Annotated in this window: 28 protein-coding genes; 13 read left to right on the top strand and 15 right to left on the bottom strand. The window is 40.7% G+C overall.

Annotated elements, in window-relative coordinates; translation table 11 throughout:
* Window positions 1-69 precede the first annotated feature (69 nt).
* The gene (locus NAF01_RS06230; protein WP_048011888.1) at window positions 70-387 is read right to left on the bottom strand and encodes a DUF3889 domain-containing protein; all 318 of its coding nucleotides are present in this window, start codon (window positions 385-387) and stop codon (window positions 70-72) included.
* 207 nt (window positions 388-594) lie between these two features.
* Between NAF01_RS06230 and NAF01_RS06225 the strand changes: the two genes are divergently transcribed.
* On the top strand, window positions 595-849 hold the full coding sequence (locus NAF01_RS06225; protein WP_250801965.1) for a YhdB family protein: 255 nt from the start codon (window positions 595-597) through the stop codon (window positions 847-849).
* A gap of 56 nt (window positions 850-905) precedes the next feature.
* On the opposite strand, the gene NAF01_RS06220 is transcribed toward NAF01_RS06225, so the two are convergent.
* The 6 genes from NAF01_RS06220 to NAF01_RS06195 all read right to left on the bottom strand — a co-directional run bounded on the left by NAF01_RS06220 (window position 906) and on the right by NAF01_RS06195 (window position 7,705).
* Window positions 906-1,445: an NADPH-dependent FMN reductase gene (locus tag NAF01_RS06220; protein WP_250801964.1), complete on the bottom strand. Its 540-nt coding sequence runs from the start codon at window positions 1,443-1,445 to the stop codon at window positions 906-908.
* Window positions 1,446-1,584: 139 nt separating this feature from the next.
* Entirely contained in the window at window positions 1,585-2,232 is a 648-nt protein-coding gene (locus NAF01_RS06215; protein WP_048011886.1) for a response regulator, read from the bottom strand.
* Window positions 2,233-3,363, bottom strand: coding sequence for a GAF domain-containing sensor histidine kinase (locus tag NAF01_RS06210; protein WP_250801963.1), 1,131 nt, complete (start codon window positions 3,361-3,363; stop codon window positions 2,233-2,235). It lies immediately after the preceding gene.
* Window positions 3,364-3,526: 163 nt separating this feature from the next.
* A complete protein-coding gene (locus tag NAF01_RS06205; protein WP_250801962.1) occupies window positions 3,527-4,249 on the bottom strand; it encodes an SDR family oxidoreductase in 723 nt (240 codons plus the stop codon).
* A 38-nt stretch (window positions 4,250-4,287) separates the two neighbouring features.
* Window positions 4,288-6,033, bottom strand: a complete 1,746-nt coding sequence (locus NAF01_RS06200) for a phospho-sugar mutase (protein ID WP_250801961.1) — start codon at window positions 6,031-6,033, stop codon at window positions 4,288-4,290.
* Window positions 6,034-6,202: 169 nt separating this feature from the next.
* A complete protein-coding gene (locus tag NAF01_RS06195; protein WP_250802428.1) occupies window positions 6,203-7,705 on the bottom strand; it encodes a bifunctional GNAT family N-acetyltransferase/carbon-nitrogen hydrolase family protein in 1,503 nt (500 codons plus the stop codon).
* 450 nt (window positions 7,706-8,155) lie between these two features.
* Between NAF01_RS06195 and NAF01_RS06190 the strand changes: the two genes are divergently transcribed.
* On the top strand, window positions 8,156-8,596 hold the full coding sequence (locus NAF01_RS06190) for a disulfide oxidoreductase (RefSeq protein WP_197245322.1): 441 nt from the start codon (window positions 8,156-8,158) through the stop codon (window positions 8,594-8,596).
* Window positions 8,596-9,066, top strand: a complete 471-nt coding sequence (locus NAF01_RS06185; protein WP_048011213.1) for a thioredoxin family protein — start codon at window positions 8,596-8,598, stop codon at window positions 9,064-9,066. The genes NAF01_RS06190 and NAF01_RS06185 overlap by 1 nt, the downstream gene beginning before the upstream one ends.
* A 31-nt stretch (window positions 9,067-9,097) precedes the next feature.
* Here the strand turns inward: NAF01_RS06185 and NAF01_RS06180 are convergent, their stop codons facing one another.
* The gene (locus NAF01_RS06180; protein ID WP_048011214.1) at window positions 9,098-9,496 is read right to left on the bottom strand and encodes a YhcU family protein; all 399 of its coding nucleotides are present in this window, start codon (window positions 9,494-9,496) and stop codon (window positions 9,098-9,100) included.
* Window positions 9,497-9,839: 343 nt separating this feature from the next.
* On the opposite strand from NAF01_RS06180, the gene NAF01_RS06175 reads away from it, so the two are divergent.
* Complete coding sequence (locus tag NAF01_RS06175; protein ID WP_250801960.1) at window positions 9,840-10,760, top strand: RluA family pseudouridine synthase; 921 nt, start codon at window positions 9,840-9,842, stop codon at window positions 10,758-10,760.
* Window positions 10,761-10,864: 104 nt separating this feature from the next.
* Here NAF01_RS06175 and NAF01_RS06170 read toward each other — a convergent pair whose 3' ends face one another.
* The 3 genes from NAF01_RS06170 to helD form a co-directional block, all read right to left on the bottom strand.
* Window positions 10,865-11,125 carry a GlsB/YeaQ/YmgE family stress response membrane protein gene (locus NAF01_RS06170; protein WP_035326710.1) on the bottom strand — a complete coding sequence of 87 codons (261 nt, stop codon included), beginning with the start codon at window positions 11,123-11,125 and terminating at the stop codon, window positions 10,865-10,867.
* Between the two features lie 207 nt (window positions 11,126-11,332).
* Window positions 11,333-12,160 (bottom strand): aldo/keto reductase, encoded by an 828-nt coding sequence (locus NAF01_RS06165; RefSeq protein WP_250801959.1) that lies wholly within the window; start codon window positions 12,158-12,160, stop codon window positions 11,333-11,335.
* Window positions 12,161-12,430: 270 nt separating this feature from the next.
* Complete coding sequence (helD, locus tag NAF01_RS06160; RefSeq protein WP_250801958.1) at window positions 12,431-14,698, bottom strand: RNA polymerase recycling motor HelD; 2,268 nt, start codon at window positions 14,696-14,698, stop codon at window positions 12,431-12,433.
* A 389-nt stretch (window positions 14,699-15,087) separates the two neighbouring features.
* Between helD and NAF01_RS06155 the strand changes: the two genes are divergently transcribed.
* From NAF01_RS06155 to NAF01_RS06140, 4 genes are all read left to right on the top strand, one after another.
* Window positions 15,088-15,351 (top strand): CD3324 family protein, encoded by a 264-nt coding sequence (locus NAF01_RS06155; RefSeq protein ID WP_197207806.1) that lies wholly within the window; start codon window positions 15,088-15,090, stop codon window positions 15,349-15,351.
* 140 nt (window positions 15,352-15,491) lie between these two features.
* Window positions 15,492-16,130 carry a FusB/FusC family EF-G-binding protein gene (locus tag NAF01_RS06150; RefSeq protein WP_197214535.1) on the top strand — a complete coding sequence of 213 codons (639 nt, stop codon included), beginning with the start codon at window positions 15,492-15,494 and terminating at the stop codon, window positions 16,128-16,130.
* A gap of 191 nt (window positions 16,131-16,321) precedes the next feature.
* Complete coding sequence (locus NAF01_RS06145; RefSeq protein ID WP_048011739.1) at window positions 16,322-16,939, top strand: DUF47 domain-containing protein; 618 nt, start codon at window positions 16,322-16,324, stop codon at window positions 16,937-16,939.
* Window positions 16,940-16,951: 12 nt separating this feature from the next.
* On the top strand, window positions 16,952-17,950 hold the full coding sequence (locus tag NAF01_RS06140) for an inorganic phosphate transporter (protein WP_197207808.1): 999 nt from the start codon (window positions 16,952-16,954) through the stop codon (window positions 17,948-17,950).
* A gap of 34 nt (window positions 17,951-17,984) precedes the next feature.
* Here NAF01_RS06140 and NAF01_RS06135 read toward each other — a convergent pair whose 3' ends face one another.
* Complete coding sequence (locus tag NAF01_RS06135; protein WP_197245315.1) at window positions 17,985-18,644, bottom strand: HAD family hydrolase; 660 nt, start codon at window positions 18,642-18,644, stop codon at window positions 17,985-17,987.
* Between the two features lie 81 nt (window positions 18,645-18,725).
* Window positions 18,726-20,396, bottom strand: coding sequence for a M20 family metallopeptidase (locus NAF01_RS06130; RefSeq protein WP_250801957.1), 1,671 nt, complete (start codon window positions 20,394-20,396; stop codon window positions 18,726-18,728).
* Between the two features lie 271 nt (window positions 20,397-20,667).
* Here NAF01_RS06130 and NAF01_RS06125 point away from each other — a divergent pair, with 271 nt between their 5' ends.
* Both NAF01_RS06125 and NAF01_RS06120 read left to right on the top strand, forming a co-directional pair.
* Window positions 20,668-21,969, top strand: coding sequence for an NCS2 family permease (locus NAF01_RS06125; RefSeq protein ID WP_048011735.1), 1,302 nt, complete (start codon window positions 20,668-20,670; stop codon window positions 21,967-21,969).
* 136 nt (window positions 21,970-22,105) lie between these two features.
* A complete protein-coding gene (locus tag NAF01_RS06120; RefSeq protein WP_197207812.1) occupies window positions 22,106-22,678 on the top strand; it encodes a YitT family protein in 573 nt (190 codons plus the stop codon).
* A 37-nt stretch (window positions 22,679-22,715) separates the two neighbouring features.
* Here the strand turns inward: NAF01_RS06120 and NAF01_RS06115 are convergent, their stop codons facing one another.
* Both NAF01_RS06115 and proC read right to left on the bottom strand, forming a co-directional pair.
* Window positions 22,716-24,104: an L-cystine transporter gene (locus NAF01_RS06115; protein WP_222500992.1), complete on the bottom strand. Its 1,389-nt coding sequence runs from the start codon at window positions 24,102-24,104 to the stop codon at window positions 22,716-22,718.
* A gap of 209 nt (window positions 24,105-24,313) precedes the next feature.
* A complete protein-coding gene (gene proC / locus NAF01_RS06110; protein WP_226619785.1) occupies window positions 24,314-25,129 on the bottom strand; it encodes a pyrroline-5-carboxylate reductase in 816 nt (271 codons plus the stop codon).
* Window positions 25,130-25,249: 120 nt separating this feature from the next.
* On the opposite strand from proC, the gene NAF01_RS06105 reads away from it, so the two are divergent.
* From NAF01_RS06105 to NAF01_RS06095, 3 genes are all read left to right on the top strand, one after another.
* Window positions 25,250-25,855 carry a DNA-3-methyladenine glycosylase gene (locus NAF01_RS06105; protein ID WP_197245307.1) on the top strand — a complete coding sequence of 202 codons (606 nt, stop codon included), beginning with the start codon at window positions 25,250-25,252 and terminating at the stop codon, window positions 25,853-25,855.
* Window positions 25,856-25,998: 143 nt separating this feature from the next.
* Window positions 25,999-26,526: a CBO0543 family protein gene (locus NAF01_RS06100; RefSeq protein ID WP_048011730.1), complete on the top strand. Its 528-nt coding sequence runs from the start codon at window positions 25,999-26,001 to the stop codon at window positions 26,524-26,526.
* Between the two features lie 138 nt (window positions 26,527-26,664).
* Window positions 26,665-26,859: a hypothetical protein gene (locus NAF01_RS06095; RefSeq protein WP_035326689.1), complete on the top strand. Its 195-nt coding sequence runs from the start codon at window positions 26,665-26,667 to the stop codon at window positions 26,857-26,859.
* Window positions 26,860-26,918 lie beyond the last annotated feature (59 nt).

The raw sequence follows: 26,918 nt of genomic DNA, 5'->3' as shown, positions 1-26,918 counted from the left end.
AAGATTATCAGAAAGATTTGTTTTTATCATTATTTTGAATAAGGAAATGAAAAAAGCCCCCGAAGGAGCTTACTGAGTTTTTCTCTCTACAGATAGGCTAACCGCTTTGTTATCCTTGAGGTTATGCGTGACCATCACCAATACGGTTACCGGATTCCCATCTTCTTTTACGGTAAAAGTGAAGGTGTCTGTTACATCTGTTTCAGTAACTTTCTTTCTTCCTCCATACTGATAATCCACTACTTCTTCCCCAGGGTAGTCTTCTTTTACAACTGCAATGGCGATTCTCCCATACTTTTCATAATCCGGTTTCTGTACAGCTCCTGCCAATGAACCTCCCCCGGCTAATAAACAAATCAGCATAAAGATGGATAAATACTTTTTCATTTTTCCCTCCAAAGCATATGTCGTTACTTATATTTTTGACCCAGGCTTTGATTTTATGTAACCGAATTTCCTATAAATGAATGTGGCCAATATATACAGGTAAATGATGAAAACCCATGTATATCAACAAGTCCAAGATTTACTTTGAAATAAAATGCCGCATCATCATAAACTATAATCAACTCCTGGAAGAGGAGGAGAGGACAAATGAATAAAGTGGATTATGACCGTGCGTTATATTATACACACCGGTCTGAATGGGATAACCTGCTGATCCTGATGGTCAGGACAGAAGACCAATTTCTTTCGAAGAAAATCGAACATTTTCTTCATGCCTACAATTTCGAAAAAGACTATTCTGTCATTGAGAAACATTTATACTCACTGCTTAGATATATTGACCACGCCAATGAATTATCGGAAAATCAGCTGCCAAACACTGTATTTTATGAACTAACCTGACAAAAGAATTCCACCAATAATAAAACACGGATTTTTTTGGTCCGTGTTTTTGTTTTTTATTGTTTTAATTCCTGCTTAATTTGACCATATGCCTTCATATATACCTGAAGTTCCTTCATTAAACCCTCTACCAGTTTGGCTGGTTCCTCAAAAAGGCCATCATTTTCATAATCAAAACAATGCGGGTCCAGAACAAGCTGTTTAGGTATAACATTGGCATATACGCCTCTGCCGGCAATTCTTAAATTATTCAGTGCATTGATGCCGCCTTTTCCGCCACCTGCCACAACCAGCAGGCCGACTGGCTTATGGGCAAATTGCTCACTCCCCAGGAATTCCAGCACATTCTTTAATGCTCCGCTCATGGCACTGTGGTACTCAGGGGATGCCAGAATAACTCCATCAGAGTCAGCAATCTGCTGGCGCAGTTTTTTAACAGCAGGCAGCCCATATTGTTCTTCTGTTCCATTGTATAAAGGAATTTCTCCAAGGCTTAAGTCGATCAGTTCAGCATTATATTTTCTTGCAATATAACGGGAGGCTATTCCCGTGCGTCCCTTCATTCGCGGACTTCCATTAATAATTGTAAGCTTCATTATAAACTCTCCTTTAAGATCCTATATTATTTAGTATATAGAAACATGCGCTTTTACACATCGTCAGGATGGCTGAGTTTTATAAAGCTTGTTTTAGTACTAATTCAGTAAATATTTCCTCAGACTTTTGGATGAGTTTTTATTTTGTCTCGGCAATCCCATGACGCACGGCATAAAGTGCTGCCTGTGTCCTGTCTGCGAGCTCTAACTTGGAAAGCAGGTTGGAAACATGGGTTTTGACTGTCTTTTCTGTGATAAAAAGAGATGAAGCTATTTCTTTATTGCTTTTTCCTTTTGCGATCTCTCTCAGTACCTCGAGCTCTCTCTTTGTCAGCTCTTCAAGCGGCTGTCTTTCCGTATTGTTTTTATTCGTTAAATGTGTAAGCAAATGGGAGGTGGCTTTTGGATGAAGCTGATGCTCCCCTTTCATCAGCTGGGTTATTGCCTGAACAAGAATATCCGGCTCAATATCCTTCAGCTGATATCCTGATGCTCCTGCCTCAATGGCGGGTATTACATGATCCTGGTCTGAAAAACTTGTGAGTATCATGATTTTTACATCAGGATAATTCAGTTTAATCTGCCTTGTGGCTTCAATCCCATTCATTACAGGCATATCCAGGTCCATTAATACAACATCAGGCTGGTGTGTTTGCATCATCTCAACAGCTTCAAGGCCGTTTTTTGCCTCCCCGATAATTTCGATTTCCGGCTGAGTTTTAAGAAAAAATACAAGTCCCCTTCTAACAACATGATGATCATCCGCTATTAAAACCTTGATGGCCATTTATTTCCCTCCCTTTTCCAAAGGAATGACAACTTCAATATTCGTTCCTTTATTTGGCTCTGTTATTAATTTGAATAAACCATTCAGTGCTTCCGTCCTTTTCTTCATGCTTTTGAGGCCGAGAGAAGGGATATCGTTTTCACGGTAGTGAAACCCTCTGCCGCAATCGGAAATCACCATGGTAACTGTTCTTTCATCCACAGTCAGTACTACATCAGCTGTTGATTCACCGGAGTGTTTCTTGCAATTAGCCAGAGCTTCCTGGCCAATTCTCCAAAGTGTTTCTTCAATTTTTCCCGGAAGGCAGATTACACCCTTAACTTTTGAGTTTAGCTTTAGGCCAAGCATTTGACTGTAAGTCTGCATAGCACATATAATTCCATTTTCCAGTCCGCGCGGTTTGAGCTGCCAGATAAGCGCTCTCATCTCGCTTAAGGCTTCCTGTGCGAGATCCTGCATGTAGGAAAAGGTTTCTTTCATTTCCGTGTTATCAGTCATTTCCGCTCCTCCTCTCGCCGTCAAGCTTAAAGAGAACAAAAGCTGGTTGACAGAATCATGCAGGTCCCTTGCCAGCCGGTTTCTTTCCGCAGCAAGTGCCGTCTCATGTTCGAGCTGTGTCAGCTTGATCCGTTTTATAGCCGTTCCGATTTGGAAAGCAACAGATTCCAGCAAAGCCAATTCTTCCGGTGAAAAATGGGTTTTAGCAGGTGAGCCAATATTAAGAACACCAAACTTTTCCTCTCCCGCTCTCAGCGGTACGGAGGCATGATGGGTTAGCCCGTTGGTTTCCTTTCTTTGCTCTGCAATCGCATCTTCTATTCTTTTGCATTCAATTATATTTGAAGCTTTGTTTAATCTGCCGTCATTATAGCGGTCAATACACCAGCAATCTCCCTTGCACATCGGCCTGCAGTTATCCGCGGAAAGGGCAGGGGGCAGTTTCTCTTCTGCTGCCAGGCGGAAGTCCCCCTGGCTGTCGATCAAAAATACCCAGCCCGTTTCCAGACCCGTGATGTGAAGCAATTTTTGCAGCACCTCTTTAAGAAGCGAATCTATTTCTGTTCCCTCATTCAATAGCTCTGCTATTTCTTTTAATATTCCGATTTCTGATTGTCTTTTTTTCCCCAACACCCAAATCCCCCTTGGTCCTTGTCATATATGTACTTATTATTATATAACTTATTTTCCCTTACTTCCTTGGCATTTGGGAGGAAGCAGCCTGCGACTAAAGATGTAGACCCAAGAAGCCCATCATTAAAAACACCGAAGAGCAATTCTCTTCGGTGCAGATTTTCTATGCTATTGGATAATTTTGAACAAATGGATGAAGAACGATTTCGTCTATTATCATGTGTTTCGGTGCTGATGCCATGTAAACAACAGCATTTGCGATATCTTCGACTTTCAGCCAATCTTTTTTCTCTTCGAGTCCCTGCTTGGATTCTGCAAAGAACGTATCAACCATTCCAGGATTTATCGTTCCGACGCGGATACCGTATTCTCTGACTTCCTGAGCTAAAGATCCCGAGAAGCCTTGAACTGCATATTTTGTTGCCGTATAGGCTGATCCATTCGGGATAGTATACCTGGCTACATCTGAAGAAATGGTAATGATTGTACCTGATTTCCGCTCTTTCATATGCGGCAGTACTGCCCTGCTTCCGAGAAAAACTCCCTGCACATTGACTTCAAAGACTTTTTTCCACTCTTCCAGTGTCGTTTCATCAACCTGTTTAAAAAAGCCCATACCTGCATTGTTCACAAGAAGGTCAAGCTGCCCGTATGTCTGAAGAGTTTTTTCAACTGCTGCCTTTACTTGTGCTTCATTTGAGATATCCGCCTGAATGGGCATTACATCTGAAAATCCCATTTTATTGAGGTCTTCTGCAGATTGATGTATTTCCTCTGAACTTCCAATCAGGGTTAGCTTCATGCCCTGCTGAGCCAGCTTAACAGCGATTTCCTTGCCGATCCCTCTGGATGCACCTGTTACAATTGCCGTTTGTCCCTTTAACATCGAATCTTCCTTTCTGTTGACACTTATGGGTGTGAAATTTATTTTGATAGTGAAATACCCATTCTTTCTTCGACGATGCCCATAAATGCTTTTTGAACGGATTCCAGTTTCTCCTTGCTGCCGGCTAATGAAGAGTCATTGATTCCAAAGTAAAATTTAATTTTCGGTTCTGTACCTGATGGCCTTAGGCAGATCCAGTTACCTTCTTCGAAGAAATACTTAATAACATTGGACTTTGGCAGGCCGATATTCTCCTCTGTTCCATCTGCTTCCGTTCTGATTCCTGTTAAGTAATCTTCTACAGCCTGAACTTTCATGCCTTCAAGTTCCTTTATCGGATCAGCACGGAAAGATGCCAGTGTCTGCTGGATTTTTTCAGCTCCTTCAATTCCTTTGAGTGTCATTGAATTTAATCCTTCAAGGAAATAGCCAAACTCATCAAATAAGCTGAGCAATGCTTCATATAGGGACATGCCTTTCTTTTTATAATAAGCAGCCATTTCTGTCGCAAGCAGGGCTGCCTGGATAGCGTCCTTGTCCCTTGCAAAGTCGCCGATAAGATATCCATAGCTTTCCTCATATCCGAACAGGAAGCTGTATTCACCCGACTCTTCATATTCCTTGATTTTTTCTGCAATGAATTTGAAGCCAGTTAAAACATCAATGGTTTCTACTCCAAAAGAAGAGGCAACCCTGCGGCCAAATTCAGATGTAACGATCGTTTTTAGCATGATGCCATTGTCAGGCAATGTATTCTTTTCTTTTTTCTGAGAAAGTATGTAGTGAAGCAGCAACGCCCCTGTCTGATTCCCTGTCAAAAGAACATACTCACCTTCTTTGTTCTTCGCAGCGATTCCAAGCCGATCGGCGTCCGGGTCTGTAGCAATTAATAAATCTGCATTGGTTTCTCTTCCATCTCTCATTGCCAGCTCAAAAGCATCTTTTTCCTCTGGATTAGGGCTCTTTACTGTTGAGAACTCAGGATCCGGGAGCTCCTGTTCCTTTACCACATGCACATTTACATAACCCAGCGCTGACAAAGCCTCTCTGACAGGCTTGTTGGCCGTACCGTGAAGAGGCGTAAATACTACACGCACATCCGCTTCGTTCGCAGCACCGGGATTTTCGGAAATGGTAAGGAGCTGCTTCTGATAGACCTGATCAACTGTTTTGCCGATCATGGTGATGAGCCCTTTTTCCTTTAATACATCTTCATCCAGTACTTCTATCAGCAACTCGTTTTCTAATTCATTTACTTTGCTTATAACAATGTCAGCTTCCGAGGGAGTCAGCTGAGCCCCATCCGATCCATACACCTTATAACCATTGTATTCCGGAGGATTATGGCTGGCTGTAATGACTATACCTGCATACGCATGCAGGTACCGGACTGCGAATGAAAGTTCGGGAGTTGGACGAAGCTCGTCAAATACATACGTCTGTATGCCCCTGCTGGCAAGTGTTTTAGCCGCTTCCATTGCAAATTCCGGAGACATCCGGCGTGAATCATAAGCAATAGCCACTCCCCTATTTTTTGCTTCCAATCCTTTTTCCTCTATGTATGCCGCTAATCCTGCAGATGCCTTCCGGACAGTATAGATATTCATGCGGTTTGTTCCCGGGCCAATTTCCCCGCGCATGCCTCCTGTTCCGAATTCCAGTCCCTTATAAAATGCTTCTTCAAGGAGCTTTTCATTTCCCTGCAGACCTTTTAGCTGTTCTAATAATTCATTGTCCAGATCCTCATGGTTTATCCATCGTTCTGCTGCTGTTTTCCATTCCATTGTATAACCTCCTAAAAAAAGCTTCTGCATATCCTTTTCGAGTTTCAGATGGATATTCCTTTTAATAATATCCGAGTTATTTTGACAAAATTCCACCCTGAGATTATGTATTCTTCCATGAAAAAGCATTTGAGCGCCAGGTGAAAGGCGCTCAAGCTGCAACTATATATTACTTCTTATATTTAATGCTGTAAATATCATGCCGGCGGTCTTTTAGCTGGCGTACTGTGCCATCCTGCCTCTGGCGGCGGAGGATTTCCAGATCAACATCACCTATCATGACCATTTCGATATTCGGATTTGTTTCCCCCACTATGCCATCCCTTGCAAACTCAAAATCGGATGGGGCAAAAATCGCAGATTGTGCATACTGAATATCCATATTCTCTGTTTGCGGAAGATTGCCGACCGTACCTGAAATAACCGTGTATATTTGATTTTCAACAGCGCGCGCCTGAGCACAATAGCGTACCCTTAAATATCCCTGACGATCTTCGGTACAGAAAGGGGTAAATATTATTTTTGCCCCTTTATCAGTCGCAATTCTCGCCAGCTCAGGAAATTCGATGTCATAGCAGATTTGAATGGCTATTTTTCCGCAGTCCGTATCAAATACCTTTACTTCATCTCCGCGGCTGATTCCCCACCATTTGCGCTCATTTGGCGTAATATGGAGCTTATACTGCTTTTCAATCGTTCCATCCCGGCGGAAAAGGTAAGCAATATTATATATCTCGTCATCATCTTCTTTAACAAAATGAGAGCCGCCAATAATATTGATATTATACCTGACTGCCAAATCCGTAAATAACTCGATGTATTGCTCAGTGTATTCTGTCAGCTTTCTGACCGCTAGGCTTGGTGAACGTTCTTCCAAAAAGGACATCAGCTGGGTAGTAAATAACTCGGGGAAAACCGCAAAGTCGGACCCTGAGTCAGAAGCTACATCTGTAAAATATTCCACCTGATGAGCAAACTCATCGAAGGATTTTATCTGCCGCATTAAATATTGAACCACGCATATACGTACCGGGTAGCTCGTTTTATAAAAGCGTTTGCTCATTGGTCTGTAGTCGACATTATTCCATTCCATCAGGGTGGCATATTTATTTGACTGCACATCGTCAGGCAAATAGTTGGGATTAATCCTCATCAGGGTAAATCCATTCAGGAGCTGAAAGGATAAAACCGGGTCATAGATTTTATGAAGCGACACCTCGTTAACATATTCTCGCGGGTTCATTTCATTGGAGTATTTATGATAGTTTGGAATTCGTCCGCCTATGATGATGCTTTTTAAATTTAAAGACCTGACAAGCTCCTTCCTTTCTTCATACAGGCGATGGCCGATTTTCATTCTGCGGTAATCAGGATGAACCATTACTTCTATTCCATAAAGGTTATAGCCTTCCGGATTATGGTTCGTTATGTATCCTTTGTCTGTCACATCATCCCAGGAATGACGGTCATCATACTCATCAAAATTTATAATAAGGCTTGAACAGGATCCAATGATTTCCCCGTCATATTCTGCAACAAACTGGCCTTCAGGGAAAATTTCCAGATGGCTTTCAAGCTGATCCTTCTTCCAGGGAACCATGCCGGGAAAACATAACTCCTGAAGGGCAATGATATGATCTATATCTGAATGCCGGGTATTTCTGATAATCATTTTCTTCTCAAACTTCGTTAAATCAAGCTTTGTCAATGGTGGTGCACTCCTTTTGTCAGAAAAGCGGAAGCGCCTTGCCCACCCCCGACACCTCGAGGGGGCAGGCTGCTTGCGCTAGACAGTTTTCAAAGTTAAGATTTTATACTTGCTTTCTCTCGTAATAAATCTCCTGGGGGCTGTTACAAAGATCAGCCTCTCCAGAGATGTACAGATTTCTATTCCCTTTTTTGCAGCATTCGTAACTTCTTAAGTAAATTCCCTCTTAATTATCTTGCTTCTTTTCCTTTGTATATATTTCTATAAAGGTGTTAAATGTCTTCTTTTTATTTATAACCCGTTAATATCTTTGCCACAAAAGCCCTATTTCTGCTGATTGTCTGCACATGTTGATTTACAAGGGATGTCCAATAGCTTTATAATTTTAGAGTACATATTAATAAGGAGATTATTATGGAGAAAACACAAACAGACCGGCGGGAGAATTTGCTGTTTATTGCCTGGGCAGCTTCGATTCTTGCTATGTTCGGCAGCCTTTATTTTTCGGAAATCAGGCAATATGAACCGTGCGAGCTTTGCTGGTATCAGAGGATTGTCATGTATCCCTTTGCTGTCATACTAGGCTTGGGTGTGGTTAAAAAGGATTATCGCATCAGCTTATATACAATGGTGTTATCTGCTGTTGGAGCCGGTATTTCCATCTACCACTACTCAATTCAAAAGATTTCATTTATGGCTGATCATGCAGCAGCATGCGGGAGAGTTCCCTGTACGGGGCAGTATATTAATTGGCTGGGATTTGTTACAATTCCATTTTTAGCATTAACAGCTTTTATTATTATTTTTATTTGCAGTTATCTTGTCTGGAAGAAAACGAAGGAGGCAGCAGAATAATGAAAAAGGTCATTATATTTCTTGCCATTATCGTTGCATTATTTGCAGCAGTTGGAATGTTAACTAAAATGCAAAACGAAGAAAAAGTGTCTGAGAAAAATCCATATGAAAAGGATTCACTTCATCCTGAAACAGTCAAACAGCTTGGAGACCCGAATTATCAAAACCTGATCCTTCCCGAAGAATTGGACAAAAAGTTAGATGAAAAAGAAGATGTAACGGTTTATTTTTATAGCCCGACATGCCCTCATTGCCAAAAGACTACTCCAGTGGTGGCCCCGCTTACAGAAGATATGGGAATTGATCTGGTGCAATTCAACCTGCTTGAATTTGAAGACGGCTGGGACAATTACGGAATAAAGGAAACTCCAACAATCGTTCAATTCAAGGACGGCAAAGAGGTTAACAGAATTACCGGTTCACAGGAAAAAGAAGTTTTTGAACAGTGGTTTAATGAGAATTCCAAATAACCCAAAAACGCCTGCTGCAGCAGGCGTTTTTTCATACAAGCAATTCATTTGCGGCTTTAGCATAAACACTGAATAAATCATTCCGGGGCATTCTCTCTCCGCAAAAATGACTGTAATCAAACGGAAATGATAAGCCGAATTCTTGAAGTATTTGAACATTTTTGAAGAATATCGTTTCATATTTGCCGCTGATTGGGCGGGATTCCAGGATAGCCATGAGCGTCTGCAGCCCTGCTATAACCTGATAAGCCTCCTTTAATGTTCCAAAGTATTCAAAGTGTCTGGTAGAAGTATGTAAAATCTTCTGCTGTTCAAATTCTCTTATATCATCGTCTGTGAAATAAAGAGGAAACACATTTGAATAGAATTTTCCTATTAATTCTTGAATTTTTAGTTCCTGATCAGGAGTTGATGCAAATACAACCTTCACTGATAACCCACCTTTGTAATCCTTGTAATCAGTTCGTAATATATACATAAGAATATCATATTCTAAAAGCCCTTTAGGGTGGTAATTATACCCATGGAGTAGGGATTTGTTGGTATTTATTCCTCCTCCGGAAATAGATGGCACAGGTATAATGCTAAATAATTAGTTCTAAAGATCTATAATAACCCCCTTTTCAGCAAAAAAAAAGGTGATTTTAAATATTACAATAATTTTTCGAGGACCACTATTCCTTTTATCAGCTGGCTTTAAAGGCTAAAATATTATTGTCATTAATTTATATGTAATAAAGGTCAGATTATTCAATCAGGATAAGGAGTAATTTATGGTAAAACTACAAAGGTTTGGTGAATGGTGTGAAATAGAAGTACCTGCCCACTGGGAGGGATATTCAATCGAATATATTGTCAGGACATTATGGGGAGCACCAAAGAAACAAACACACAATATGAGAATGAAAAAACAGGTATTATCCAATGATGAACCTGCCAATTGGACAAAACCTGTGCATGCAGGAGATAAATTAAAATTTCAATTTTTCGAGGATGAAGATCCAGGCGTTATCCCATCATATTATGAGATTGATGTTCTTTTTGAAGATGACCATATGCTTGTTTTGAATAAACCGGCCGGTATGGACACGCATCCTAACTTACCGGATCAAACGAATACCCTCGCAAACGCTGCAGCTTTTCATATACAAATGCAGGGGGAGTATAGAGGCATAAAACATATACATCGCCTGGATCGTGACACAACCGGAGCCATTTTATTTGCGAAACATGCATTAGCTGGTGCAATTCTGGATAAAGAGCTGGAAGAAAGAAGAATTAAGCGCACATATTTAGCTTTAGTCCATGGCAAAATGTCAAAGAATAGAGGGACCATAAGGGAACCAATTGGGCGGGACAGGCATCATCCAACCAGGAGAAGGGTATCCCCCGGCGGTCAGCCTGCTTCAACAAACTATGAATTAATTGAGTACTATCCTAAACAAAATCTTTCACTTATTAAGTGCCGTTTGGATACAGGCAGAACACACCAGATCCGTGTTCATCTAAGCCATATTGGACATTCTCTTGCGGGGGATACATTATATGGCGGGAAACCTGTTTTTGCACGGCAGGCACTGCACGCAGTAAAGCTTGAGATTCCGCACCCATTCTTAGAGGAGGCTATAGTCTGTCATGCGCCTTTCCTGGATGTCCCTGGGATTTTCAAGGGAATTGACCCATATCGTTTTTAACTTAGAGCTGCCCTATCTTAAGGCAGCTTTAGTTTTCTGCTAAAAAGCAGAGGAATTGATGCAAAAAAAGAAGCCCCAAATGGGACTTCTTTGGATTAATTCAATTAGTCATGAGATTTACGCATAGCCTTCATGATGAAGCCTACGATGAATACAAGCACGATAGCACCAATTAAAGCAGGAATAATAGCAAAGTCAGCTACGACTGGTCCCCAATCACCAAGAATTAATGACCCTAACCATGCACCAATGAAACCAGCGATGATGTTACCGATAATTCCGCCTGGAATATCTCTTCCCAAAATCATACCTGCTAACCAACCAATAATACCACCTATAATTAATGCCCATAAAAAGCTCAACATTGAAAATCACTCCTCGTTTTAATTTATTTTAGCTTTTGATCAGATAAAGAATTTCATTCAGCTGCGCAGCTTTTGGTGATCTTATCTGCTTGTACAATTAAATTACCCAGGATTCATTATCTAAAACCAAAAATTTAAAAACTATTCTACTGGAAAAATTTTATAAAATAAAAAAACACCCGTTAGGATGTTTTTTGCTATATGATTTTAGAAATCAAAGTTGTCCGGATCTGCTCCAAAGCGATGGTTATTATTTAATGCATTCATTTGTCTCATTTCATCTTCAGTTAATTCAAAATCAAATATATCTGCATTTTCCCTTAGTCTATCTTTTTTCACAGATTTAGGAATGACCATTATGCCGTTTTGGAGATGCCATCTTAGAATAATCTGGGCTGCTGATTTGTTGTGCCTTTCAGCAATTTCTTTTATGTCACTGTCCTCGAGCACTCTTCCCCTGGCAATTGGAGACCAGGCCTGTACTTTTATATTATGTTCACTGCAAAATGCCCTCAATTCTTTCTGAGAAAGAAGAGGATGCAGCTCAACCTGATTGACTGCAGGCTTTTCAGAAGAATTCTCCAGAATATCCTTTAAATGATGAATTTGAAAATTGCTCACCCCTATGGCTCTTGCCTTGCCATCCTTATAAAGCTTTTCAAGCGCCTTCCAGGTTTCGAGGTATTTCTCCTTAACCGGCCAATGGATAAGGTATAAATCTATGTAATCCAATCCCATCTTTTTCAAACTATTATCAAAAGTATTAAGGGTCTGATCATATCCCTGATCCGTATTCCATACTTTTGTCGTAATGAACAGCTCTTCTCTGGGCACTCCGCTTTCTTTTATTGCCTTGCCAACACCCTCCTCATTTTCATAAAAAGCCGCAGTATCAATCAGCCTGTATCCTATGTTAATGGCATCTTTTACTGTGTTTTCAATCTGCAATCCCTTTTCGACTTTATATACTCCGAGCCCGAATTGAGGCATTTCAACTCCATTATTTAAGGTTAAAGTGCCGCTGATATCCTTCATATGATGGAATCATCTCCTTCCTTGTTTTAATTCATTTTATCATTTCCAGGAGAAGGGGACCTACTGTTTACACTCCAAAACAAAAGCGATTGCCTTAGAGATGCAATCGCCCATCTATATAAACGGCAGATGCCGGGATTTTATATTTCCGCATTATTTACCAGTTTTTCTCATGTAAAAATGATTTTCCCGGTGAAATTTTGTCCTAAACAAAGGACAGGATCATTTTTCAAAAAAGAATAAGCAGCTGACAAATCAGCTGCTGAAGTTTTAAACTACTATGAAATTGCCTTGTTTCAATCCATAAAAATATAATCGGTGAAGAGGCCGTGTCATGGCGACATAAAGCAATTTAATGTCCAGTTCAGAATTTCTGGAAAACTCCTCTTCCATGGACAGAATCATAACAGCATCAAATTCAAGTCCCTTGGCCAAGTAAGATGGCACGATAACGATTTCATCCTTCGGTATGCTTTCCTGTTCCTGCAGCAGTTTAAAAGGGAGCCTGGCATGCTTTTCAAAAAGGCTGTGAATGAGCTGACAGTCTTTCATCGTTTTCCCGATCACCGCAAATGTTTTATACTCTTCTTCTTTCAATGAAATGACCTGTTTCTCAAGCTGTTTTACCAGTTCGCTTCCATCTTCCCTCCTGATAAACTCAGGATTTCTGCCATGGCGGACGACCGGCTCCACCTCGGGGAATGAGTAAGGAAGAAGTTTAAGTAATTCATTTGCTTTTTCCATAATTTCCACTGTAGTACGATAGCTTTTCTGAAGCTCTGTATATGTTGCACGGGGAAAAATAAAATCCAGGACCTCCTGCCAGCTTATGAGCCCCCTGTAGGAGTGAATTCCCTGGGCAAGGTCCCCCACTAGTGTAAACATATCTGTATCAAGTGACTTTTTTAGTGAGAGAAGCTCCATAAAGCTGTAGTCCTGGGCTTCATCAATGACAATATTTTTCGCCTTCAGCTCTTTGGGAATGCCAAATAAGCTTTCCTGCAGATAAAGCATTAAAGCTAAGTCTTCCCTCTCATAAACTTTTTTTCTGAACAGCTCCCGGCAATATTCACAAAGTTTATGTGCATCGTCAACAGGCAATTTTCCGCCTGATAATCTTGAAAGACGTACAGAATCTTCGAATAGGTCTTTGTAATACCGGACCAGGCTTTTTTTCGGGAATTGCTTCATGTATTTAGGCACAGCTGTCCTGAAGCTTCTTTTTAGTTCTTCCAGTCTGGATGCTTTTTTATCAAGAGCATCTGAAACATATTGTCTTCTTTTCTCAGGGTCCCTGCCTCTATAGAGGGCCCTTTCAATTCTTTCGTCATAATACGTTTCGATTTTCTTAATGATATTTTTCTTTTTCTTTGCAAGATCGTTTTGAAGCACAGCCTTCAATTTTTCCAGCCTGCGGTAAAGAGGGAGATAATTGTAGTCCTCTAAAAAAAGCTGGAAGAATTTCTTGCGGCCAAAAAGCCTGAACTTATCTACCATAAAATCATCACTGGGGCAGAAGCTATTATATATTTCTCTGAGGTAATTAGTGAGGATGGTTTGAAATACCGGTGAACCTTTAATGGATGATGCCCAGGCTGCAAGTTTTACTTCCTCACTGCCCTGGTCTTCAAGCAGATTCACTAATTTATTGTCTTCCGCCAATTTCAGGTTTTCGCCAAGACATGCCAGGACATATTCCGGGTAAGTTGTCTGACGGACTCTCTCTACCCCAAGTTCAGGGAGCGCCTCAGAAATATAATCAATGAAAAGCCTGCTCGGCGCCAGTATCATCAGCTGTTCAGGGGCAAAATTTTCTTTGTACTGGTAAATGAAATAACTTATTCTATGCAAAGCAATGGTTGTCTTGCCGCTGCCTGCCGCCCCTTGAACAATGATGGGCTTATTCAAATCAGCACGTATTATTTTGTTCTGTTCTTCCTGTATGGTTGAAATAATTTCAGTAAGGCGGTTGCTTGAGCTTTTTGAAAGTGATTCCTGAAGCAATTCGTCTGTGGTCGTGAGGTCAATATCCCGTATTTCATCCAGAATCCCATCTTCAATCATATATTGCCTTTTCAACGATAAATGTCCCGTAAAGCTTTCTTCATAGGAATGGTATTGAACTTCTCCCAGCCTGCCTTCATAGTATAAATTGGCTATCGGAGAACGCCAGTCAACTATAATCTGCTCCTGATTTTCCCTTGAATACAATGAAGTTTTGCCTATGTACAGTATCTCTTCTTCTTTTAAATCCTGCCGTAAGAAATCAATTCTGGCAAAGTAAGGCTTTTTCCGGGCTTTTTTGAGCTGCATTAATTCATCTTTGGACATTTCAAAAAAACGGGCATTTGTCAGGAGCGAAGAGTAACTTAAACTGGATTCAAGCCAGTCAATGTCCTCGAAAGCTTCTTTCATATTTTCCTGAAACTTGTCTTTACTTGATTCGGATGTTTTAATCACGACATCAATATAACGTTTCGTGAATTCAAGCCGCTGGACTTCCTTTTGAAAATCGGGGTGTTCAAAATCAGATGACATATGTTTCTCCTTTCAAATATTTTTCAGCCGCAATGGAGAAATACATATGAGCGTACGCGTGGGCAGAAAAATATATTATCAGAAAAGTCTGCAAGAATCAAGTGGTGACAGGCACCGCCCGAAATTTGTCGAATTGAACAGATATATACATCAGCAATCATTTTAATTTATAATATGAAAAAATACATTTTAGGAGGTGATGGGAATGGCCATTGCAGCTGCAATGCCTGATAATGCAGCGTCTCATGCAAAGCCTGATATTGGTGGCGATACTTTGCATGAGGCGGTAATGGACTAAATTATCGCCCATTCAGCTAAAACCATTTCTGATATCGGCTTTGCACCTTATTCATTTTTTATTTATCAAAATAAATAAGGAGCTGGCAGAAATGAGTTATGTAAAAGCACATGCTGTTTTACCGGAGAATCTGATCGCAGAGATTCAAAAATACGTTCAGGGTGAGGCTATTTATATCCCCAAACCGGAAAAGGACTACCGAAAATGGGGTTCCCGCTCTGGAGCAAGAAAAGCTCTGGATGATCGGAACCATTCTATAAAAGTCGCCTTTCAGAACGGTAAAACCATCACCCAATTGGCGGAGGAATATTTTCTTTCCGCTGAGACAATCAAAAAAATAGTTTATAAAAAATGAATTTTTCGCACTGAACTCTGTTCAGTGCTTTTTCATATGCCATGTTCATTTCCAAATCGTTTTATACATTTACATTTTTATGTAATTCTTATAAAGTGAAGTTGATATACAGAGGTGCTGAAGGTATAGGAGTGTGTATAATGGAACCTTTTATCAGGAATGATCAATATAATTTTATTAAATATCAGACCCAAGTGCTGATTAATGGCCATGCATCTGTCAATGATACAGGGGTGCTGAATGCACTGAAGTCTCTTTCAGCAGAAAAGGTAATGGGCCTTTTTGCAGAGCTGAGTGAGGAACAAAACCAGCTTCTTTCCCCAGTCAGTGATATAAAAGAAAGAGATCAGGCTGATGCCTTCCTAGCGCATATTAAGGAATATGTAATACCCTTTCCGTCTATAACTGAACAATCGATCAAAAAACTGTTTCCCAAGGCAAAAAAACTAAAAATGCCAGCACCTGAAAATATCGATTTCAGGGAAATAAGTTACTTGGGATGGGACGACAAAGGTACAAACAGGAAATATATGATCAGCCTCCTGGATGGCAAGCTGACTGGCATATATGGAACATTTAAACCGCTTGGCAAAAAAGGAATCTGTGCCATCTGCAACAAACTGGAAGAAACAGGCATGTTCTTAACTGAAATTAAGGGTTCTCAGTTAGGCACCTATACCAAAAAAGGGAATTACATTTGCCAGGACAGCCGGAAATGCAATGAAAATTTGATTTCACTTGAAAACTTGCATGATTTTATTGGAAGGCTAAAAGGGTAGATTGTCATTTCCCAATAATTAAGACACCGCCGAATTTGGCGGTGTTTTTTTTCAGCTGAAAATAGTCACTTCGTTTATTCTTATTAAACTAGGGAATATTACTGTAATAAAAAAAACTATCATATTTTGTCGATTTCGTATAAAATAATTACGTTTGATTGAAGTTTTCCTAAAATATTGGGGGTAAAAAAATGGTTTTTAAGAAAAAGGACAAGTTTAACACGCTGTTAAGCAATATTTCCATGAATCTAAAGGATAGTGCAATTTATTTTGCCGACTATAAGATCAACAATGTCAGTGATTTAAAAACCTTTTCAAAAACGATGAAGGACTATGAAACAAAAGGCGATTCCTATGTACATGAAGTCATTAAGGAGTTAAATAACGCTTTTATTACGCCGATTGAAAGAGAAGATATTCTTCACCTCGCCATGAGCATGGATGATGTGCTGGATGGATTTGAGGAATGTGCTGATTTATTTGAAATGTATTCCATGACACAGGCTGATGAATTTATGCTGAAGTTCGTGGATGCAATTAAGAACTGTGCAATTGAAATTGAAAAATCTGTTGAACTTCTTTCAACTAAGAAATTACTGCAAATAAGAGATCATGCAATCAAAATCAAAGATTACGAATCCAAATGTGATGGAGTCCGCCGTCAGTCAATCAAGCATCTTTTTGCCACCGAAAAAGATCCTATCCGCATCATTCAGTATAAAGAAATTTATGAAACTCTGGAAGATATTGCTGACAGCTGCCAGAATGTCGCCAACACGCTTGAAACCATCATCATGAAAAATGCTTAAGGGGCGATCACAATGGATGCAGTATTTATTATTACAATCTTAATTGTCATTGGAGCTCTGGCATTTGATTTTATCAATGGATTTCATGATACGGCAAACGCAATAGCTACCTCTGTCTCCACGAAGGCTCTTAAACCAAGGCATGCCATCCTATTGGCTGCCGTCATGAACTTTGTTGGTGCCATGACATTTACTGGGGTTGCCAAAACCATAACAAAGGATATAGTGGACCCTTTCACTTTGCAGAATGGTTCTCTTGTCATTCTGGCTGCTTTAGTTGCTGCGATATTCTGGAATCTGCTGACTTGGTATTATGGCATCCCAAGCAGCTCTTCCCATGCAATCATAGGATCAATTGCCGGTGCTGCGATTGCCGCAGCAGGATTTTCAGCTTTAAACTATCAGGGGTTTTTAAAAATCCTTCAAGCACTTATCTTTTCGCCGTTAATTGCATTTGCAGCCGGTTTTATTGTTTACAGCATCTTTAAGATTGTTTTCAAAAATAATAACCTGACTAAAACAAATCGGAACTTCAGGCTGTTTCAGATTTTCACAGCAGCCCTGCAATCTTATACACATGGAACAAATGACGCACAGAAAGCCATGGGTATTATTACAATGGCACTTATAGCAAACAACTATGTCACTTCAACTGATATACCATTTTGGGTACAGTTTTCCTGTGCATTAGCAATGGGTCTCGGGACTTCCATCGGCGGCTGGAAAATCATTAAGACAGTCGGAGGAAAAATTATGAAGATCCGCCCGATTAATGGAGTGGCTGCTGACTTAACAGGTGCAATGATCATCTTCGGCGCTACATATATTCATTTGCCAGTCAGTACCACACATGTTATTTCCTCTTCTATCCTGGGTGTAGGTTCTGCCCACAGGCTTAAAGGAGTAAAATGGGGAACCGCACAGAGAATGCTTATTACATGGGTAATCACATTGCCGATATCAGCAACATTAGCGGGTATTGTTTACCTCATCTTGAATGCGATTTTTTAAATTTAAAAGGAGCGGGCTTAGCCTGCTCCTTTTTTTATCTGCTGCTTTGCCCTATTATCAGTTCATCAATGGGTATTTCAGAAAAAGCCTTGTACCGATTAACCTTCTCATGAAAGGAAAGAAAATGGGTCACATCATTAGGAACGGCCACACAGTGCATTCCTGCCTGAACAGCAGCAATTGACCCATTTACAGAATCTTCGATGGCCAAACTTTCTTCCGGTTCAACGCCCATTTCTTCAAGTGCCTTTATGTAAAGAGCAGGATCAGGTTTTACCTTTTCAACATCTTCTTTTGTTTTAACCGTTTGAAATAGAGACTCGATTCCAAAGTGTTTTAAATAATGCTTAACCCACTCTCTTCCTGAGCTGGATGCAACTCCAAGCATTAGGCCTTTTTCAATGCATTTTCCTATCAGTTCCTGAACCCCTTCTCTCAGAATTAAAATATCTCTTTGGCTCTGGAATGCTCTTTCTGTTTTTTCCTGTATAGATTTACGATTAACTTTAATACCTAATTTATCATCAATGTAATTAAAAAGAATATCATCTGTGGTGCCAATGCCCTTCGCAAAATCCTCCAGCCTAAGATCAAATCCGTAATCTTCAAACAGAATATGCTTAAAGACCTTATACCACAAAGATTCTGTGTCTACAATGGTTCCATCAAAATCAAAAATTACAGCCTTTATCATTCTGTCACCGCCCCAAATTCTCTCCTTACATTAGACGCTTTTTTTCAGATAAAGTTACTTCTGCCTCGAAAGGCGAGAGATTTAATTTACCTGCTTTTCAAGTATTCTTTTTGTAAGCTTTCGGATAACCTCAGGCAAAATGTCAAATGTATACGGTTTATAGACCCGCTCAGTCCACTTGTGGCCAGCTTTGCCATAAACACCAAGGTTAATTACAGATATATTCAAATCCCTCATCGCCTTTAATGGAATCGGAAACAGGCTGTTCAATGCGGGGAAATTCTTTTTAAGAGATTGTATGTCCTCATCCGAGCCGTCAAAAGATAAAAAGCTTCCATCTGATAAATAAGGGAAATATTTGCGGACTTTGAATGTTTCGCCTGTTTTCTTAGCCTCTTCAGCAAGCACTTCCTCCAGACAACTTTTTAAAAAGATGCCTCTTTCTGCAGTCACATCAATTGTGTTGGCAGGAAGAAAGGGTGTTCCATAAAAAAGAATCACTCTGGGTTTTTTCTCAGGGTCTGATTGGTGAAGAGCTTCTACAATATCAAAAGCAATCATTCTGGCATCAGTTTCATGAAGCGAGCTCTTTTTCCGTGCTTCTTCCATAACACTCACAGTATCGATGCCCTTTTCTTCAAGATAGACAAGAAACTCATCTAAAGCCGTCACTTCTGTTCCCCAGTCCAGCTGTCTTTCCGGCAGCTTATTGACGGTCCGAAAATCCTTATAGGCACCTTCCAGGCGGTGCTCAACAGCTATGGCCGCACCTTCTGCAATCATTTTCAGTTCTTTCGAAAGCTGCTTCAGAGGTTTCTCATAGAAAAAATAATTGAAATAAACCCTGCAGCCCACTGCCGTCTGAACGTCATATCGTTTTTTATCATCCCTCATATATAAACAGCTTGGCGGAAGCACCAGTTCTCCTTCCAGCTTCTCAGTCAGCTGAAAATTCTGGCTGATGCGCGCAGTCAGCTCTGCAGCAATTAATGTAGGATCAATTCCTGCAAGACTTTCACCAGCGTGGGTCTCCCTTCCGAAAATGGAGAAACACGGCAAAATCTTGCCTGCTGTACCCGTGTAGATATACTTAGTGGTATCTCCGTCATACAATGGCGAGATAAAATCATTATTTATGGCAGCCATATATTCCAGGCCCATCTTTTCTTTCAGTCTCAGCAATTCGGAAAGCGCTGCTCTGCTTCCTTTATGCTCACCCTCCTCATCAGCGTTGAACATAACCAGCAAATTGCCTTCCAGCTCACCGGGATTTTCCGAGAAATACAGGAGATTGGCCAGATGGACAGCAATTCCGCTCTGCATATCCAACGCCCCTCTCCCAAAAAGCCACTCATTGGACCGGGCATCTTCCTGCACTTCCGGATCAGAGTCGTATTGTTCAAAAAACTCCTGAAGTTTATCTGGATTATGGGCCATGCCCTGGATGGGACCAAAATCCTCTATGCCGACCGTGTCCAAATGGGCCAGATATATAATGGTCTTTTTGCTCATCTCCCTCCCCTTGAGGAAGGCAAACACATTCTTGCGGCCCAATTCATCTCCGGGGATTTCCTGGGTCCATACTAAATGATCATTATTCTGAAAAGATGGAAACGAACAGATTACTTCCTTTAGAAATTCAGCTTTATGCCCTTCTCCATCTGAATGGTTATAGCTCTCCATCTGCACAATGGCCTTTGTTAAATATTCGGCCTGCTGACTAAGATTCATGGTTTTAAGATTTGCAAACATAGGCCAACCCCATTTCGTTGTCGTTTGACCTTAGTTTATAAGCATCCTCTATTGAGAATCAACACTTTTTTATTTCAGGGGGAAGCAAAATTGCATTAGAGTAGCTTTTTTCTATATATTAGGATGAAACAGCCAATATATAGAATAATAACATTAAGGTCTTGAAATTTTCATTAAAAACGAATATTATATAATTTGTGCTTTCTAAACGTTCGTATTTATCAATAACACATATAACCTGAAAGAAGTTATAGTTTATGGGGGACTTTTTATGTTCAAATTAAAAGAAAATCAAACAAATGTAAAGACTGAGGTCTTGGCAGGCATCACAACTTTCTTAACAATGGTTTATATTGTGGTCGTAAACCCTGTCATCTTATCTGATGCAGGTGTACCTTTTGAGCAAGTCTTTTCTGCAACCATTATTGCAACTGTCGCAGGTACTCTATGGATGGCACTGTTCGCCAATTATCCAATTGCCATCGCACCGGGAATGGGCCTGAACGCCTATTTTGCTTACTCTGTTGTCGGCACCCACGGAAATATAGATTACATGACTGCATTCTCAGCAGTATTTATTGCTGGTATTATCTTTATTATATTGTCACTTACCCCTTTCCGGGAAAAGCTGATTATTGCAATACCGGATAATTTAAAGCACGGAATTACTGCCGGAATCGGGTTGTTTATCGCCTTTATCGGGTTGCGCTTAACCGGGCTGATTACAAGCCACCCAACAAATCTTGTGGCACTCGGAGACTTGCATTCTCCTCAATCGATTCTTGCGCTTGTCGGCCTTGCTGTGACATTAATTCTCATGACGCTCGGGATTAACGGGGCTTTATTTTTCGGCATGATTATCACTGCCCTGATTGCCTTCTTTACAGGACAGCTTTCTTTTGACCAGGGATTTGTTTCATTGCCTTCGCTTCCGGATGGGATCATCATTTTAAATCCATTCGAAGCAATAGGAGATGTTATCCAGCACAGTTTATACGCCGTTGTATTCTCCTTCCTGCTTGTAACGATTTTTGATACAACTGGAACGATGATTGGTGTTGCCCAGCAGGCCGGATTAATGAAAGGCAAAACGATGCCCAGAGCACGTGAGGCGCTTTTGTCGGATTCCATCGCTACTTCTATCGGTGCCATGTTCGGTACAAGTCCGACTTCAGCCTATATTGAATCTTCAACAGGTGTGTCAGTCGGCGGAAGAACAGGATTAACAACCTTGACTGTTGCAGGTTTGTTCCTGCTTTCAGCTTTCTTCGGACCTCTTGTCAGTGCGGTATCAGGTCTTGCTGCCATTACTGCACCTGCCCTGATTATCGTTGGAAGTCTGATGATGGGCAGTATTTCTCATATTAAATGGAATGAACTTGATGAAGCATTCCCTGCATTCCTGATTATCTTAAGCATGCCGCTGACATCCAGTATTGCTACAGGTATTGCACTTGGATTTATCGCTTATCCGCTTATGAAAGTGGTAAAAGGGAAATGGAGAGACGTTCATCCCCTTGTATATTTATTTGCAGTATTATTCTTTTACCAGCTTGCGTTCCTGCCTCACTAACCGGAAGCGCCAGCTGAATAAGATCAAAAGCTTGTCCAATCCGGACAAGCTTTTTTTTGCATGGAACCGCTTCTATTTCATCCCTGAACCTTCATATTCTAGAAGTAAAGAATGGACAAGTTAGGGTGATAGGCTTATGTTTGAAAAGCTGCTTGTAACTTTAATAGGAAGTTTATTATTAGGCATTGGCATTAACGGCTTCCTTGTCCCCCACCATTTACTTGACGGGGGCATTATTGGCATAGGGCTGATCCTTCATTATTACTACGAATTTCCCACTGGATTGAGCATGATTGTCCTGAGCATTCCATTATATGTACTTGCCTGGTTTTACGAGAAAAAATACTTCTTCTATAGCCTGCATGGCCTTCTGATTTCATCCTTCATCATTGATTTGCTCTCGGAAATACGGGGGAATTTTGAGCTTTCCATATTGCCCAGCTCCATTTTAGGGGGATGCCTGGTGGGGTTTGGGATCGGCCTTATGCTCCGTTATGAAACCAGCACAGGGGGCACAGACCTGCTGGCACAGCTGATGACAAAGCTCCTTCCTATTAATATCGGCGCTTTAATATTCGCAATTGATGGATTGGTTATTTTAAGCGGATTAAAGATAGTCGGTATTGAAAAATTCCTGTACTCGTTTATAACCATACTATTCGTAGGCGCCATGACGTCCTTAACGGTTATAAAAAAGACGGTCAAATGAAAAAAATCGACAGGTGCCTGACACCTGTCGATTTTTCTTATGCTTCTGCTTCAATTTTTTCATTTATATCGTTATAAAGATTTCCATCCATTTCACCTGTGATTCGGCTCGTTAGGATACCGGAAGTCATAGATCCGCTGACGTTAAGGGCTGTGCGTCCCATGTCGATTAGCGGCTCAATGGAGATCAGCAAACCAGCCAGTGCAATAGGCAGATCAAGGGCAGATAGTACCAGGATCGCTGCGAATGTCGCACCGCCGCCGACCCCTGCCACACCAAAGGAGCTGATCGCTACAATGAGAATGAGAGTAAAGATAAATCCCGGTGACAGCGGGTTAATGCCCACAGTCGGAGCAATCATTACAGCAAGCATGGCCGGATAGATTCCCGCACATCCATTTTGGCCAATAGAAAGGCCGAATGATCCTGCAAAGTTGGCAATTCCCTCAGGAACACCGAGTGACTTTTGCGTTTTAATATTCAAAGGCAATGCACCCGCACTTGTTCTTGACGTAAAAGCAAAGGTCAATACCGGGAATGCTTTTTTCAAGTATGTGATTGGATTTAATCCGCTTAATGTTAAAAGCAGCAGGTGAATCAGGAACATAATGGCTAGTGCCACATAAGAAGCAATAACAAATTTTCCTAAATTCAAAATGGAGTCAAAATCACTCATGGCGACTGTTTTCGTCATAATTGCCAAAACTCCATATGGTGTCAAGCGTAAAATTAATGTAACAACTCGCATGATGATTGCATAGAATGCATCCACAATTTTCGCAAAGAGTTCAGCCTGCTCTGGTGATTTCCTTCTCACACCAAGATAAGCAATCCCTAAAAAGGCTGCAAAGATAACGACTGAAATCGTAGATGTTGGTCTTGCCCCTGTAAAATCAAGGAATGGGTTGGCCGGAAGCAAATCAAGCATTTGCTGCGGGAACGTTCTTCCTTCAATGCCCTGATAGGTTTCTTCAAGCTGTTGGCCGCGGGCAGTCTCAGCATCCCCTCCGCTGATTTGGACAGCCTCCAGGTCAAAACCGACAGCTGTTGCAATTCCGACAGCAGCAGCAACTGCAGTGGTACCTACAAGCAGTCCAAGGATAAGGACACTTATTTTTCCAATATTATTTGTTAATTTCAGTTTAGTAAAAGCACCTAAAATCGAAATGAAGACAAGCGGCATGACGATCATTTGCAGGAACTTCACATAACCTCCGCCAACTAAATTAAACCAGTCTGCTGATTTGGCAATAACCTCAGCACCCGGTCCATATATCAGCTGAAGTGCGAAGCCAAACAGGATCCCTAAACCAAGCGCTGTAAACACACGCTTTGAGAATGAAATATGCTTTTTCTGCATAAAGAATAATGCGCCTAAAAGAAGCAGCATTACGATAATATTTAAAACTAAAAGTCCTGTACTCATCGGACTGAATCCTCCCCAAAAGATGTTATCATAATGACTTACTATAATACATGTATTCCTATGAGTCAAGTCGGAATTAAAATTTAAATTTTCTTATTATATATTCCATTTAGCTGTGGAATGTTCTTGTTTTTCTTTTTATTTGTGCCTAAAACCATTGAAAAACCCTGCAGTATAAAAAGTGCCGGGTCCAGATAGATAATTCTTGTCTAATTATTTTTCCGGGAAAGTGCCTTTGTCTTTTCAAAGCATTGTTCCATCGCACTCATCACCGCTGAACGGAACCCTTTTCTCTCCAGTTCGGCAACAGCTTCTATTGTTGCACCTCCTGGAGTACAGACCTCATCCTTCAATTCCGCAGGATGCTTGCCTGTTTCCAGCACCATCCTGGCTGCCCCCAAAATAGCCTGTGCTGCAAGCTCATAAGACTGATCACGGGGCAATCCGGCTTTTACACCTCCATCTGCCAATGCTTCAATGAAGATATAGGCATAAGCGGGCGAAGAACCGCTGATAGCCGGAATTGCGTCCATCATCTTTTCTTCCATAACCGCTGCTCTGCCAATACATGAAAATATTTTGATTACATCTTCCATCTCCTCAGGAGATAGCGATTCATTAGCTGAAAGAACACACATGCCTTCACCTACCAATGATGGGGTATTAGGCATGGAACGGACTGATTTAATCTTTCTGCCAAATGACTTTTCCAGAAAAGAAAGACTTATGCCTGCCGCAATCGTTATGATAATTGTATGGGAAGTAATGCTATCTTTAATTTCTTCAATAACCGCAGCATGCGCATCAGGCTTAATAGCCAGAAACAGTATATCTGCTACCTCAGCTGCCTCACTATTAGAAAAGCGTGTTTGTATATCCCACCTGCTTTTAACGTCAACAAGCGTCTTCTCCGTTTTCGCTGAAGCAATAATCTGCCTTGCATTCACCAGATCAGATTTTAATATACCCCCGATTATTGCCTGAGCCATTTTTCCGCATCCGATAAAACCGATATTTTTATTCATTAATCCACACATCCTGTCTTGTATTCCTTTTGCTATTATACTGCAGGTATGGTTATGAAAAAATAGCACAGGGTAAAAACATAAGACTGACCTCATAAAATACTATTGGAGAGATTGACTATGAAGGAAATAACACAATATGCTCCTCTTCCAGAAAGTTTTTACCGGCAGCCGACGCTTCAGCTGGCTGAAGCACTTCTGGGCTGCTTATTGATCAAAGAAACTGAAGAAGGAATGGCATCAGGCTATATTGTTGAGACAGAAGCTTATATGGGCCCGGAAGACAGAGCAGCACACAGCTTTGGAAACAGGAGAACAAAAAGGACCGAGATCATGTTCAATGAACCCGGTTTTGTCTACACTTATGTGATGCATACCCATTGCCTTGTTAATGTGGTAAGCGGCCCAAAAGAAAAGCCGGAAGCTGTATTGATCAGAGGGATTGAACCTGTCGAAGGACTTGAGTTAATGAAGAAAAGACGTAAGATGGAAGATCTTAAAAACCTCACTAATGGTCCCGGTAAATTAACTAAAGCCCTTGATATAACAATAGATGATTATGGCCGCCATTTTACCAGCCCTCCTCTAATGATTGCTAAAGGAATCCCTCCCGGGGAAATCAAACAGGGAAAACGAATAGGCATTGATAATTCCGGTGAAGCACGGGATTATCCCTGGAGATTCTGGATGGCGGATAGTCCTTATGTATCACGGAACAGAAAATAACAGCTATGTAAAAAAACGACCGGAAAGCCCCCTTCTGATTGGGTTTTCCGGTTATTTATCTGCCTTAACCTGTTAGTTTTTTTATTTTTTTAAAAATTGGATAGGATAGGAATAACTGTGCGTTCTCTGAAGAGGTGAATGGAATGAATGCTCTTTATGCTTTTTTGTGGATTTTCGCTCTATGGAAGTGGGGTGACTGGAGAAATTGGAAAATGTATTATCCCACCATCCTTTTTTACATATTAGGGGATTTTTTATATTTATATCTGCTCTCAGATTTTTATCCGATGTGGACATATGATCCACAGGGGGTCGATGAGAAGGTGAATCTTACAAATACCCATGTCAGTTTTTCCATAATGGCTGTAAAGTATCCGGTAACCATTTTGATCTATTTATACAGATTTCCTGGCGGCAAACTTATTAAGAAACTGCTTTATATTTTAGGCTGGGTCCTTCTCTATACTGTAAATGAGGTTGTTGACATCAAATTAAATTTGATAAAGTACGATAATGGCTGGAGTTTAAAATGGTCGATTCTTTTCAATGCTGTTATGTTTACCATCCTTTGGGTGCACCACAAGCGGCCAGCTGCCGCATGGGGACTGTCCATTCTTTTCATCCTCTTCCTATGGAGGCAGTTCGATGTACCATCAGCTGTTTTTAGATAAGTGTCTAATTTCATTGCAATTTGTCGATAAAAAAACAAGCTATTTTACTGGACTTTTTTTATTAAAGCGTTTATTTTACTATAAAAAGGCAATATTCTATGTATAAGTTTCAATAAATTGGAATGGGATGGTGTTACGATGGCAAACAAGAAAAATGTTAAATCTCCCGGCAAAGATCTAAATATTGGTGCGAATGTTTCATTAAACGGCCTGGTAACAGCTGTTTTTGATAATATGGTCCATGTCCAGATTGGCGCTAAGATAGTAACAGTTCATGTTAAAGACCTGTATTCCGGATTAAATAATCCATTATTTAATAAACAGCAGGCTTAGTATCCACCATCTCTAAACATACTTCAGGAGGGGCAGCTCAAAGGCTTGCCCCTTCTGTT

This window comes from Cytobacillus firmus (assembly GCF_023657595.1).
In the GTDB taxonomy this organism is placed as follows: Bacteria; Bacillota; Bacilli; order Bacillales; family Cytobacillaceae; genus Cytobacillus; species Cytobacillus firmus_B.
This window is presented reverse-complemented; position numbering and strand designations above follow the sequence as displayed.

Excerpts from the sequence above, each read along its gene's own strand:
- NAF01_RS06140 (WP_197207808.1), top strand. The coding sequence starts at position 16,952 with ATGGATGCAGTATTTATTATTACAATCTTAATTGTCATTGGAGCTCTG.
- NAF01_RS06200 (WP_250801961.1), bottom strand. The coding sequence starts at position 6,033 with ATGGAATGGAAAACAGCAGCAGAACGATGGATAAACCATGAGGATCTG.
- NAF01_RS06150 (WP_197214535.1), top strand. The coding sequence starts at position 15,492 with ATGGAACCTTTTATCAGGAATGATCAATATAATTTTATTAAATATCAG.
- NAF01_RS06175 (WP_250801960.1), top strand. The coding sequence starts at position 9,840 with ATGGTAAAACTACAAAGGTTTGGTGAATGGTGTGAAATAGAAGTACCT.
- NAF01_RS06145 (WP_048011739.1), top strand. The coding sequence starts at position 16,322 with ATGGTTTTTAAGAAAAAGGACAAGTTTAACACGCTGTTAAGCAATATT.
- NAF01_RS06135 (WP_197245315.1), bottom strand. The coding sequence starts at position 18,644 with ATGATAAAGGCTGTAATTTTTGATTTTGATGGAACCATTGTAGACACA.
- NAF01_RS06170 (WP_035326710.1), bottom strand. The coding sequence starts at position 11,125 with ATGTTGAGCTTTTTATGGGCATTAATTATAGGTGGTATTATTGGTTGG.
- NAF01_RS06205 (WP_250801962.1), bottom strand. The coding sequence starts at position 4,249 with ATGTTAAAGGGACAAACGGCAATTGTAACAGGTGCATCCAGAGGGATC.
- NAF01_RS06155 (WP_197207806.1), top strand. The coding sequence starts at position 15,088 with ATGAGTTATGTAAAAGCACATGCTGTTTTACCGGAGAATCTGATCGCA.
- NAF01_RS06120 (WP_197207812.1), top strand. The coding sequence starts at position 22,106 with ATGTTTGAAAAGCTGCTTGTAACTTTAATAGGAAGTTTATTATTAGGC.
- NAF01_RS06125 (WP_048011735.1), top strand. The coding sequence starts at position 20,668 with ATGTTCAAATTAAAAGAAAATCAAACAAATGTAAAGACTGAGGTCTTG.
- NAF01_RS06165 (WP_250801959.1), bottom strand. The coding sequence starts at position 12,160 with ATGAAGGATATCAGCGGCACTTTAACCTTAAATAATGGAGTTGAAATG.
- NAF01_RS06130 (WP_250801957.1), bottom strand. The coding sequence starts at position 20,396 with ATGTTTGCAAATCTTAAAACCATGAATCTTAGTCAGCAGGCCGAATAT.
- NAF01_RS06230 (WP_048011888.1), bottom strand. The coding sequence starts at position 387 with ATGAAAAAGTATTTATCCATCTTTATGCTGATTTGTTTATTAGCCGGG.
- NAF01_RS06220 (WP_250801964.1), bottom strand. The coding sequence starts at position 1,445 with ATGAAGCTTACAATTATTAATGGAAGTCCGCGAATGAAGGGACGCACG.
- NAF01_RS06215 (WP_048011886.1), bottom strand. The coding sequence starts at position 2,232 with ATGGCCATCAAGGTTTTAATAGCGGATGATCATCATGTTGTTAGAAGG.
- NAF01_RS06095 (WP_035326689.1), top strand. The coding sequence starts at position 26,665 with ATGGCAAACAAGAAAAATGTTAAATCTCCCGGCAAAGATCTAAATATT.
- NAF01_RS06105 (WP_197245307.1), top strand. The coding sequence starts at position 25,250 with ATGAAGGAAATAACACAATATGCTCCTCTTCCAGAAAGTTTTTACCGG.
- NAF01_RS06185 (WP_048011213.1), top strand. The coding sequence starts at position 8,596 with ATGAAAAAGGTCATTATATTTCTTGCCATTATCGTTGCATTATTTGCA.
- helD (WP_250801958.1), bottom strand. The coding sequence starts at position 14,698 with ATGTCATCTGATTTTGAACACCCCGATTTTCAAAAGGAAGTCCAGCGG.
- NAF01_RS06225 (WP_250801965.1), top strand. The coding sequence starts at position 595 with ATGAATAAAGTGGATTATGACCGTGCGTTATATTATACACACCGGTCT.
- NAF01_RS06100 (WP_048011730.1), top strand. The coding sequence starts at position 25,999 with ATGAATGCTCTTTATGCTTTTTTGTGGATTTTCGCTCTATGGAAGTGG.
- NAF01_RS06195 (WP_250802428.1), bottom strand. The coding sequence starts at position 7,705 with ATGATTATCAGAAATACCCGGCATTCAGATATAGATCATATCATTGCC.
- NAF01_RS06115 (WP_222500992.1), bottom strand. The coding sequence starts at position 24,104 with ATGAGTACAGGACTTTTAGTTTTAAATATTATCGTAATGCTGCTTCTT.
- NAF01_RS06190 (WP_197245322.1), top strand. The coding sequence starts at position 8,156 with ATGGAGAAAACACAAACAGACCGGCGGGAGAATTTGCTGTTTATTGCC.
- proC (WP_226619785.1), bottom strand. The coding sequence starts at position 25,129 with ATGAATAAAAATATCGGTTTTATCGGATGCGGAAAAATGGCTCAGGCA.